The sequence below is a fragment of the Pedobacter sp. 01T416_2 genome (assembly GCF_056398925.1).
Genome location: NZ_JBFTQI010000104.1, coordinates 1 through 10,847, shown reverse-complemented (window position 1 = coordinate 10,847; position 10,847 = coordinate 1). Strand labels below are relative to the sequence as shown.

Here is a 10,847-nt window from a genome sequence, read left to right as displayed (position 1 = left end):
CAATGACGATTCCTCGCACCCTATTACTGGAAAAAAGAATCTCCTGTCATTCGTATTGATTTTTATACAATAAATTATCCCTCAGGATAACAAACAAAAAAGAAACGGGGATTCCACCCTTAGGCAGTATCCCCGTCATCTAAATTAACGCTCTCACATACATAAACGCTGTAAATAGAATATATTGTGTGCAGCTTAAATTTTTTTTATTTTTTCCCTATAAATGAGTTAAACCTGTAAAACAGGTACGGCTTTATGGTATTTGTTCCGGTACTCAATCGGTGTTAAGCCGGTAATTTTTTTGAAAACATCTCTAAACGATTTTGTGTCTGTATAACCCACATCAAACATCACCTCAGTTATGTTTTTCCTGCTCGATTCGAAACTCCGCTTGGCAGCCTCAATCTTAACCCTTTGAATGTATTCGATTACTGTATTTTTGGTCGCACTTTTAAATCTCCGCTCAAAACTTCTTCTACCCAACGCCAGCATATCGGCCAGTTGATCTACCGTAATCCGATCCTGGTAATTGCCATCAATAAATTCCTGCGCTTTTTTAATCTTCGCATCTTCATGTCCCTTCTGCCCTTGAAACATCATAAAAGCCAGCTGACTCTCGCGATCGATATCAATAGCGAAGTATTTTGCCGCTAAAATGGCGGTATCTCTATCCGTATGTTTTTCAACCAGGTATAAAAGTAAGTTCCAGTAAGAGTTTGCACCACCGCTAGAGTATAAACCCTGAGCATCGGTAATAATACTACCATCAACCAGCTCTACTTCAGGAAACATCTCTCTAAACTGGTTGGCAAACAGCCAATGCGTAGAACATTTCCTCCCATCTAACAAGCCGGTTGCAGCCAGTAAAAATGCACCCATACAGAGCGAAGCTACTTCTGCACCTTTAGCATGATGTTTTATAATCCAGGGTAGTAGCTCCTGGTTAGCTTCCATCGCATAACCTATATTGCCGCTAATGGCTGGTACAAATATAAGATCGGTATGCTCAACCTCATGCAACAGTTTATCGGCGTGCACAGAAAAAAGGCTATTGTTCAACCTCACCTCTTTCGTCATCCCTATAAGCTCAACTTTAAAAAGCGGGAGTTTGCCCGATGCCTGTAAAAACTCGTTAACAGCGGTAAATAGATAGCGGGGATCTGCAATGGCTTCAATCACGGCAGTCTCTGGAATTAAGATAGATACATGTTTCATAATCCAAATATAACGAGGCTAATTGTCGTAAACAACCCCCGCAATTGTCGCTTCTACATATTTAGCTTGTTAATTTCTGCCCGTATGTTTGTGTTGTTAATCGTTTACAGTTGAATCTTTAAAGCGGTAATGCCGATAATGACAATGGAAGAGTATATTTTAAATGAGGATATTAAGGTAATGTGCATTACTGCCGAATCTTTCCCAAACGGAGTTTTGGCGGCACATCAAAAACTTCATGCCCTGTTTCCACTTGATAAGCAACGCAGGTATTTTGGAATAAGCAGGCCTAACGAAAAACGGGAGATTATTTATAAGGCTGCCGTTGAAGAAATAACAGATGGCGAAGCTGAGAAATTTGATGTCGAAGCCTTTACCATAAAGAAAGGAACATTTATTAGTGAAGTGGTTCCCGATTTTATGAAAGATGTTAGCCAGATTGGGAAGAGCTTCGAAAAATTGCTCAATCAATCCAACATTGATCCAAACGGCTATTGCCTCGAAATGTATATTAACGAAACAGATGTGCGCTTAATGGTAGGCATCAAAAAATAAAATCAATTGGCAAGTATAAATTCATATCTCACTTTTAACGGCAACTGCCGCGAAGCAATGACATTCTATCAGGGTTGTTTGGGAGGAGAATTGACCTTCGAAACCATTGGAGAATCGCTTATTGTTGATAAAATGCCCAATATTATGAAGCGGAGTATTATGCATGCTGTTTTGGCTAAAGATGATTTGGTGATTATGGCAACAGATATGGTAGAAGAACGCGGATTAGTTAAGGGGAATTCGATTGCTATGATGCTGAATTGTAATTCGGAAGAAGAGGCCCGGGCTTTTTACCGTAAACTTTCAACAGGAGGGAAGGCATCCCATCCGCTACAGKAAACATTTTGGGGCGCACTTTTTGGCGATTTAACAGATCGCTTTGGGAATAATTGGTTAATAAATTACGATAAAAACAGATACATATGAAGAAGTTAAAAACATGGTATTGGATTGCCACCATTATTTTCGCATTAATGATGATTATGGATGGCGTTGGAGGGATTACTCAACAGGAAGCAGGTAAAGAAGTATTTAAACACCTCGGTTATCCGATGTATCTGCTCATCATTGTTGGTATTGCAAAACTGCTTGGGGCGGCATCCATCCTCCAAAATAAATTTTTTGTCATTAAAGAATGGGCCTATGCAGGTTTTGCCATTAATTTTATTGGTGCCTTTGCCTCCAGGGCATTTGTTGGCGATGGCATATCGCTTTTAATCCCTCCACTTATTGCCCTGGTAATTATGTTTATCCCATACATTTTGTGGAAGAAACTGGCATCAAATGTTAAAATTAGTTAAAACTAAACGGCTAGTTTAGGTTGCGGCTTTTCAGAACCAAATATTGTTAACTTTGGGTATTGTAAACAACCAAACACAATACATGAACCATCATGATTTTTTAGATCCAGAAAAGGATTAATCATGAAGAATCATTACCATTAAAACAAAACACGGATGAAAAAAAGCCTTTTATTTATAATTGCTTTATTATTTACAACTACAGCATTTTCTCAAAATGTGATCCAGCTGTTCAACGGTGCAAACGACTTTTTTAAACTGTTGCAGGAAGAGAAGTTTAAAGATGCCCACGCTTTCTTTGATGATACTTTAAAAACGAAGTTAACGGAAGAAAGTTTAAAGAAACTTTGGGGAGATATTGGAACAAAATATGGAAAGGCAGAATCGTTAGATGCCGTTCAAAGTAAAGCTCAGGGCGAGTTTTTCGCAGTAACGGTAGAAGGTAAATTTGCCAACGGGGATCAGAACTTTATTTTAGGTTTTAATAAACTACAGAAAATCGTCGGAATCTTCCTCGCGCCGTCTCGAAAAGCGGCCGCTTATTTAAAACCAACTTATGTTGATACCAGTTTATACAAAGAAAAATCGGTATATATTGGGCCGGCAGGAAAACAGTTGGCAGCCATTGTCACCACGCCAAAAAATGCCAAAAATTTCCCTATTGTGGTTTTTGTACATGGCTCTGGTCCGGCAGATATGGATGAATCAGTTGGTGCGAATAAACCCTTTAAAGATTTAGCTGGCGGTTTAGCCTCCAAAGGCATTGCTTCTGTTCGTTATGTAAAACGGACCTTAATCTATCCGAATGAATTTAATAAAGCATTTACAGTAAAAGAAGAAGTGCTGGATGATGCAACTGCAGCTATTGCACTCGCAAAAACTGTTGTTGGCGCTAATCCTAAAGCTGTTTATGTATTTGGCCATAGTTTAGGCGGAATGCTGGCACCTAAAATGGCCACCATTACACCTGATTTAGCAGGAATTATTTTGGCAGCAACACCTGCCAGAAAACTAACAGATATTATTGTTGATCAGAATAAGTATATGTTCGATCAGGCTAACGATACAACAGCTGCCTTTAAAAAACAACTGGCAGATGCTTATGTGGAAATTGATAAAAGCAGAATTTCGCAGTTGGGAACTACCATAAAACCTGATTCTTTAATTTTAGGACTGCCTGCAAAATATTGGACAGATTTAAATACCTACAATCAGGTTGCTGTAGCAAAAAGCCTTTCGAAACCTAAAATATACGTATTGCAGGGCGGTAATGATTTTCAGGTGGGCAAAGTAGATTTTGATTTATGGAATGCTGCCTTAAGTAAAAAGAAAAATGTGGTTCTTAAATTTTACCCAGACTTAAACCACCTGTTAAGTTCTCAAACCGAAAAGGGTACAATGGCCCAGTATCAAGCAGCGGTAAGCGTGTCTGAAACTTTAGTTAACGATATTGCTTCATGGATTAAGGCCAAATAATATAAAATCGTCTAATCGATAAAGAAAAAGCTCCGACCAAATTCGGAGCTTTTTTTGTGCATTTGGTTTCTTTACATCTTGTATTCGCCTCATTAATTAACAAACAATTCAAAATATGAGCGGTTTAAGTTTAGAGCATCTCATCTTAAATCGTTTGTTATGGCAAAGAATAAAATCACTTTAAAAGGAATATGGGGCATTTTAAAAGCATCGTTTACAGGATTTAATGATCATAAAGTAACGAAACTTAGTGGCTCATTAGCCTATTATACGGTGTTTTCCATGGCGCCACTGCTCGTGGTTATTATTTCTTTGTGCGGTATATTTTTAGGGAGAGAAATAGCCGAAGGACAGGTTTATGCCCAGCTTGAGGGATTTTTAGGTAGAGAATCGGCCGTTTCCTTACAGCAGTTGATCAAGAATGCTTATCTGGATGGGAAAAGCACCATTGCTTTAATTATCGGTATCATCACCCTATTAATTGGGGCAACTACCGTTTTTGGCGATATTCAGGATTCTATTAATACCATATGGGGTTTAAAACCGAAGCCGAAAAGAGGATGGGTGAAGCTGTTGCAAAATCGTTTTCTATCATTTTCTGTAATTATCAGTTTAGGTTTTGTACTGCTGGTTTCGCTAGCGGTTACATCTGTACTCGATGCCTTTAGTGATCGCTTGCAAGCCCGCTTTGCCGAAATATCTGTTATCGTATTTTACATCCTTAATCAAATTGTAACCTTGGCTGTTATTTCATTAATATTCGGCGTAATATTTAAGGTATTGCCAGATGCAATTATAAAATGGCATGATGTAATTGCTGGTGCAATAGTTACCGCTTTACTATTTATGATCGGTAAATTTGCCATTTCACTTTATATAGGGCAGAGCGATGTTGGGAGTACTTATGGCGCAACAGGTTCATTGGTAGTTGTACTTTTATGGACTTATTATTCTTCCATCATTTTATATTTTGGTGCCGAATTTACCAAAGCTTATGCAGTTGCTTTTGGATCTGAAATTTACCCTTCTCATTATGCCGTTACCACAAAAGAAATTGAGATAGAAACAGGAAGTAAATCCATTCAGGATAATCATCCCGAAATTAAAAAAGAAGTTAAGAAAGTTTAAAATTATTTATTCGCCCCAAGCTGTAACGATTAATCTTCTTTGGCCGCCATGGTTGCGGTGCTCGCAAAGATAAATGCCCTGCCAGGTACCAAGCGCTAATCTGCCGTTTCTAATCGGAATGGTTACTGAACTGCCCAAAAGTGCCGATTTTAAGTGGGCAGGCATGTCGTCCGATCCTTCATAGTCATGCTCATAATCGGGATCATTTTCTTTTACAGTTTTATTAAAGAACATTTCAAAATCAACCCTAACCGTAGGATCTGCATTTTCGTTGATGGTAAGTGAAGCAGAAGTATGCTGTATAAAAACCTGGCAAATGCCAATGTTAATTTCGTCAATTTGAGGCAGGGCATCCTCAACCTCATCAGTAATGATATGGAAACCTCTTCTTCGTTCTCTAAGTGCTAAGGCTTGTTGGTATATTTTCATTTGAATTAATTCTCAATGATTTTAATGAAATCCTTTTCGCTAGGTAAAACAGTTAAATACTTACTTGCGAAAATTTGTTCATTGTTTTCTGGAAGTGTATATCTTACAACAGATTCACTTTTATCTTGACAAAGGATAATACCGATCGTTTTGTTTTCATCCTCAAGTTTTACTTCTCTATCGAAATAGTTCACATACATCTGCATCTGACCAATATCTTGATGTTTTAGTTCTCCGATTTTTAAATCAATAAGTACAAAACACTTTAAGATACGGTTATAGAAAACTAAATCTATTTTGAAATGTTTTTCTTCGAAAGTTATTCTTTTTTGACGGGCTACAAAGGTAAAGCCATTGCCTAATTCTAATAAGAAATGTTCGAGTTTATCGATTAATTTTTGCTCTAAGTCATTTTCTGAATAAAAGCTTTTTTCGGGTATACCTAGAAATTCCAGTACGTAGGGGTCTTTTATTAAATCCTTATTTTTTTCGATTATTTGTCCTTTCTGGCCAAGTGATCGTATTTCTTCCTTGTTTTTGCTTATTGCTAAACGTGTATATAATGCTGAATCATATTGGCGCTGCAACTCGCGTAAACTCCAATTATTTTTTATTGCTTCTATTTCGTAAAAATTACGTTCGTTTACATCGGTTATTCTGATTAACTTAAGGTAGTGAGACCATGTAAGTTTGAATTGCGGAGACAGTGTCTGCTGATTTATAGATTTACGGGATACTGTATCGGCAATTTCTTCATTTTTGAATTCGTCAAGGGCTGTCTGATCTTTTCCCAATTGCGCAGACACTGTCTGCGCAATTGAATAAGTTAAATAAAACTGGCGCATTTGTTCTAAATTTCTTTTCGAAAAACCTTTGCCAAATTCAGTACCTAATTTTTCAGAAAGTTCATTTAAAATTTGTTTACCATATTCTGCTCTTTCTTTCCCGTGTTGCTCTTCTTCAACAATCATTCTGCCAATTTCGAAGTAAGCAGTAGCCATTGTATTGTTAATGGTTTGTGCTACATTTTGCCTCGCTTGGTTAAGCAGTTCAATAATCTTTGTATATAAATTTTGCTTTTTAACTTGCATTTTATCTTATAGATTGAGAGAATGATTTTTTTACTTTAAACTGGTGTTAACTTTTACTTCAAAAACTCTACATTCCATATTTTCTCTGCTTTTCTGCCGATCAGCCAAAAAGAGGCCGCCAGTACCGAAAAGAATAAAGCTTTATGCCAACTGTCCCAGAAGTATTCGAAATAGCGTGTATAAAGATTAATAAAGAGAAAAGTAATGCCGAACTCGCGGGCAATGTCATCACGGTATTTTAAACCAAAGAGCGTACTTGCTACACAGATAGCTCCTGAAATTAATGCCCAATAAAATAGGCTTAGCTGTCTAACCTTGTACCATTCTTCTAAACTGGCAAAATTGCCGAATACGGATAAGGCCCAAAGCGAGACAAACAAATAAACCATTCCTGCGATATAAGTAACCTGAAAGAAGTTGTGTGTTTTGGGGAAAGCTTTCATAATAAACGACGCTGCGGTTAATGCAGCGCCAAAAACTACAAAGCGCAAAGGATAATTCATGCCAAGGAAGTAATAATTCCAACGGCTTAAATAACCTGTTTCAGTACCAAACCAGGCACCTAAAGATATCAAAGCAAAAATCCAGATTAAACGCGAATTGAATATATAACCTAAAGCACCATAAATGAAAACTGATATTAGGATAAGGATGGAGAAATTGCCAGATCCATTGTCTAGTGCCTTCCCGAAATAAGCAATGGCATTTGCGGTAAGTAAAATTGCTGAGAAAACGATAGCTTCATTACTAAACTTTAAATGGGCCAGTTTCTTTTTTCGCTTAAAACCTAAAATATAAAGCCATGCTGCCAATCCGCCAGAAACAATAGCAATTACGATGTTTGGTGTATTGTAAACCCGTTTTAAATAGTTCAAGATCGAATTATCAATGAGGAGCGATCCAAGTGCAATAAAACCGCAAGCCAAGGCTACCCAAAAAGCATACTGTGCCAGGCGTAACCAATCGAAGTTTTTGGCTTCATAACTTTTACGGAGTTTATCGCCTGTTTCATCATTAATTAAGCCATCACTTTGCCATTGCTCAATCATATCATCAAGAAACTCACTCTTTTCTCTATCAACTTTCATAGGTTAGGTTATATACGAAGATAGTTTTTTTGGTCGGAAGTCAGAAGTCGGAGGTCCGAAAGTGAAAAAACATACTATCTATGCATCTAGACTCCTGACTTCGGACTTATGACTCGGGACTAACTAAATAACCTCTTTTATTTTCTTATTGTTCCCAACAATCCAAATTACATCGCCGTTATCGAATACAAAGTCTGAGGAAGGATTCAATATCCGATCAGTACCCCTTTCTATGCCAACAATTAATGCCTGTGCTTTTTCGCGGATACCTGCATTTCTAATACTTAATCCATAAACAGGCGATTCGGCATGAACAACTACCTTTTGTAAGGTCATTTCTTTATTCGGGAAATTATTTTCTTCAGCTGTTTCCGGCGCATCAACTTCTAAAAGTACTTTAACAGCAGCCAATTGATCATCAGCACCAATTAATAGCAGTTTATCGTTTGGATAAAGCCGCTCATCTCTTCCCGGTGTTGGAATGTTATTTCTTCCACGTTCTATTAAAGCAATGTTAACGCCATATTTTTCCCTGATCATTAATTCGGTAAGTGTTTTTCCAACTACTTCCGATTCAGGGGAAACAGTGATTTCAGTTAAGTGAGTATCCCAGGGTAAAATGTTAGGTTTTTGATGCTCACGTGCATTTAAATTCAACATGAAACGTCTTTCCAGTTTATCGTAAAAAGACTGCAGTTTCCTGGAGAAGATGACCATACCTAAGATAATCAGGACTAATGCGATTACAGCGGCAATCCAGGTATCAAAAAACTCATACATTAAAAAACCTACAAAGAAAATGCCTAAGGCAATTCTGAAAAACTCGATTGCGATTAACGGCCCCCGGGTATATTTTTTGTTCAGCCAAAGGTGGGAATAGGCTGTTCGCTGGATCCTTCGGATAGATAACGCCCATAAAAATGGCGACATTAAAATGAAGGAAACCACTACGCTGATAATAATAGAAGTTAAACTATTGGAAATATTGTTCACAATAAAAGGCTGAACGTACCTGTAGGCTAAAAAGATGATCGCAATAATAATCACGGAGTGGATAATGGTATTAAAAATATAAGACCTCAATAAAACCTTCCAATCGCTTAATGTTGTAATTCCTTCGGTACTGGAGCTGTATCTTTCGATCCCATCTAACCATTTTTTAGGTAAAACACGGTTCAAGTACCGGTAAAAAGGTTCAGATAGTTTAATCAGATATGGCGTAGTAAATGTAGTGATCGCTGCTGCCGCTACCGCAATAGGATAAAGGAAATCGCTTGTTACTTTAAGGGTTAAGCCTAATGAGGCAATGATGAATGAAAATTCACCAATCTGCGCCAAACTCATGCCCGATTGTACCGAAGTTTTTAACGGCTGACCAGATAATAACGCCCCTAAAATGGTAAATATAATTTTCCCTAAAATAATCACTAACGTAGCAACGATAATTGGTACAGCGTACTTAACCAGCATTGAAGGGTCGATCAGCATACCGACCGAAACAAAAAATACCGCTGCGAATAAATCCTTTACTGATTTGGTTAAATGTTCGATTCTTTCTGCCTGTGTGGTTTCTGCCAAAATGGATCCCATAATAAATGCCCCCAAGGCAGGAGAGAAGCCCACCTTATCGGCCAGTAATACCATTACCAAACATAACGCTAAAGATACCACCAACATGGTTTCGTCGTTCATTAATTTCTTGGTTGCTTTAAGAAATGAAGGAACCAGGAATATTCCGCCCAAGAACCAAAGTACTAGGAAAAAAGCCAGTTTTAAAATGGAATACAGCATTTCTGTACCTGCCGATTGCTGACTAACCGCCAGGGTAGAGAATAGTACCAATAACAAGATGGCCACCAGATCTTCAACAATTAAAACGCCAAAAACCAGGCCTGCGAACTTTTTATGTTTTAAACCAAGTTCTTCGAAAGCCTTAATGGTAATCATTGTTGATGAGATGGACAAGATACCCCCAAGGAATAAACTATCCATGTCTTTCCAGCCCATTGCTTTACCTACCAAGTAGCCCGCCAGAATGATAAAAAGCACTTTCACGATCGCCGTGATGGAGGCAGAACCGCCAACTTTAACCAGTTTTTTAAAACTGAATTCTAAACCTAAACTGAATAAAAGGAAAATTACGCCTATTTCGCCCCAAATATTGATGCTTTTTGTATCGGTAACTGAAGGGAAAAAATCTAAATGTGAGCCAACCAACAGGCCGGCCAGTATATAACCTAAAACCAACGGTTGTTTAATTCGTTTAAATATGAGGGTGGTTATCCCTGCAGCAGCAAGGATTAATCCTAAATCGGCAATTAAATCGGGTAAATGCATCTATAAAAAATGGGTATTGATGATTAAATAATTTATTTCCGAGTATTGTTACTCGGCATTTTATTGAAAACCCCACATTTGTGGTTAAAAATGAAATTACTTACCAAAAAACATGTTTTGGGTAGAGCATCTTAAACAGGCACCAATAATTATATTTTAATCTCCTGATTACAACTTTTGTATTGATGGTTTTGTTCTTGAAAAAAAGAAACAGCAAAAAAGTGATCAGTACAAACGCACTGGATGATATTTTTATAATTGGACTGTTAATGAAATCTTTTTGCAAACTTTCACTATCCTGATTAAAATCAGAATTGGATTTGATATTTTTTTTGCTTGAAATGAAACTTATTTTGGTGTTTTTTAATGGTACATCATTTCTTTTTTCCTGCGATGCGAAGGCCGCAAAATTAATGGATATAGACAGAAAAAAGATGATGTAAAAAAGCCTCATTGCCGCTAATATAACGAAAATGAGGCTTTTTTGAAAGCAAAATCTGATTTAAATCTGTTAACTTACAGATTCAAAATAAGCTAAAGTAGCCACCTTATCTTTTTGTAACTGAACAGTTAAAGCTTCTAATCCGGTGAATTTCACGTCATGACGCAAGAATTTCAAAAAGTTCATTTTAATGTCCTGCCCATAAATTTCCTGGTTGAAATCGAAAATATTTACTTCAATATTTCTTGTCATTCCGTTAATGGTTGGGCGTTGCCCGATGTAGGCC

At 37.4% G+C, this 10,847-nt stretch carries 11 protein-coding genes; 5 read left to right on the top strand and 6 right to left on the bottom strand.

Annotation, left to right across the window (positions count from 1 at the left end):
- Nucleotides 1-228: 228 nt before the first annotated feature.
- Nucleotides 229-1,215 carry a GlxA family transcriptional regulator gene (locus AC1DPQ_RS06710; protein WP_215125498.1) on the bottom strand — a complete coding sequence of 329 codons (987 nt, stop codon included), beginning with the start codon at nucleotides 1,213-1,215 and terminating at the stop codon, nucleotides 229-231.
- 144 nt (nucleotides 1,216-1,359) lie between these two features.
- On the opposite strand from AC1DPQ_RS06710, the gene AC1DPQ_RS06705 reads away from it, so the two are divergent.
- The 5 genes from AC1DPQ_RS06705 to AC1DPQ_RS06685 all read left to right on the top strand — a co-directional run bounded on the left by AC1DPQ_RS06705 (nucleotide 1,360) and on the right by AC1DPQ_RS06685 (nucleotide 5,174).
- Nucleotides 1,360-1,770 (top strand): transcriptional regulator, encoded by a 411-nt coding sequence (locus AC1DPQ_RS06705; RefSeq protein WP_477582360.1) that lies wholly within the window; start codon nucleotides 1,360-1,362, stop codon nucleotides 1,768-1,770.
- Between the two features lie 6 nt (nucleotides 1,771-1,776).
- Nucleotides 1,777-2,196 (top strand): VOC family protein, encoded by a 420-nt coding sequence (locus AC1DPQ_RS06700; protein WP_477608497.1) that lies wholly within the window; start codon nucleotides 1,777-1,779, stop codon nucleotides 2,194-2,196.
- A complete protein-coding gene (locus AC1DPQ_RS06695) occupies nucleotides 2,193-2,570 on the top strand; it encodes a DoxX family protein (RefSeq protein ID WP_477582363.1) in 378 nt (125 codons plus the stop codon). Before AC1DPQ_RS06700 ends, AC1DPQ_RS06695 begins: the two co-directional genes overlap by 4 nt.
- A gap of 156 nt (nucleotides 2,571-2,726) precedes the next feature.
- Nucleotides 2,727-4,046, top strand: coding sequence for an alpha/beta hydrolase (locus AC1DPQ_RS06690; protein WP_477608496.1), 1,320 nt, complete (start codon nucleotides 2,727-2,729; stop codon nucleotides 4,044-4,046).
- A gap of 159 nt (nucleotides 4,047-4,205) precedes the next feature.
- Nucleotides 4,206-5,174, top strand: a complete 969-nt coding sequence (locus AC1DPQ_RS06685) for a YihY/virulence factor BrkB family protein (protein WP_477582367.1) — start codon at nucleotides 4,206-4,208, stop codon at nucleotides 5,172-5,174.
- A gap of 6 nt (nucleotides 5,175-5,180) precedes the next feature.
- On the opposite strand, the gene AC1DPQ_RS06680 is transcribed toward AC1DPQ_RS06685, so the two are convergent.
- From AC1DPQ_RS06680 to AC1DPQ_RS06660, 5 genes are all read right to left on the bottom strand, one after another.
- A complete protein-coding gene (locus AC1DPQ_RS06680; protein WP_057932242.1) occupies nucleotides 5,181-5,603 on the bottom strand; it encodes a secondary thiamine-phosphate synthase enzyme YjbQ in 423 nt (140 codons plus the stop codon).
- Between the two features lie 5 nt (nucleotides 5,604-5,608).
- Complete coding sequence (locus AC1DPQ_RS06675) at nucleotides 5,609-6,694, bottom strand: PDDEXK nuclease domain-containing protein (protein ID WP_477582368.1); 1,086 nt, start codon at nucleotides 6,692-6,694, stop codon at nucleotides 5,609-5,611.
- Between the two features lie 53 nt (nucleotides 6,695-6,747).
- Complete coding sequence (locus AC1DPQ_RS06670) at nucleotides 6,748-7,782, bottom strand: DUF2157 domain-containing protein (RefSeq protein ID WP_477582370.1); 1,035 nt, start codon at nucleotides 7,780-7,782, stop codon at nucleotides 6,748-6,750.
- Between the two features lie 123 nt (nucleotides 7,783-7,905).
- Complete coding sequence (locus AC1DPQ_RS06665; RefSeq protein ID WP_477582372.1) at nucleotides 7,906-10,119, bottom strand: monovalent cation:proton antiporter family protein; 2,214 nt, start codon at nucleotides 10,117-10,119, stop codon at nucleotides 7,906-7,908.
- A gap of 511 nt (nucleotides 10,120-10,630) precedes the next feature.
- Nucleotides 10,631-10,847 (bottom strand): riboflavin kinase (locus tag AC1DPQ_RS06660; protein WP_477608494.1); only part of this gene is annotated, 217 nt, incomplete at its 5' end.

Coding starts and splice junctions, on each gene's coding strand:
- AC1DPQ_RS06710 (WP_215125498.1), bottom strand. CDS start 1,215: ATGAAACATGTATCTATCTTAATTCCAGAGACTGCCGTGATTGAAGCC.
- AC1DPQ_RS06705 (WP_477582360.1), top strand. CDS start 1,360: ATGGAAGAGTATATTTTAAATGAGGATATTAAGGTAATGTGCATTACT.
- AC1DPQ_RS06695 (WP_477582363.1), top strand. CDS start 2,193: ATGAAGAAGTTAAAAACATGGTATTGGATTGCCACCATTATTTTCGCA.
- AC1DPQ_RS06690 (WP_477608496.1), top strand. CDS start 2,727: ATGAAAAAAAGCCTTTTATTTATAATTGCTTTATTATTTACAACTACA.
- AC1DPQ_RS06685 (WP_477582367.1), top strand. CDS start 4,206: ATGGCAAAGAATAAAATCACTTTAAAAGGAATATGGGGCATTTTAAAA.
- AC1DPQ_RS06680 (WP_057932242.1), bottom strand. CDS start 5,603: ATGAAAATATACCAACAAGCCTTAGCACTTAGAGAACGAAGAAGAGGT.
- AC1DPQ_RS06675 (WP_477582368.1), bottom strand. CDS start 6,694: ATGCAAGTTAAAAAGCAAAATTTATATACAAAGATTATTGAACTGCTT.
- AC1DPQ_RS06670 (WP_477582370.1), bottom strand. CDS start 7,782: ATGAAAGTTGATAGAGAAAAGAGTGAGTTTCTTGATGATATGATTGAG.
- AC1DPQ_RS06665 (WP_477582372.1), bottom strand. CDS start 10,119: ATGCATTTACCCGATTTAATTGCCGATTTAGGATTAATCCTTGCTGCT.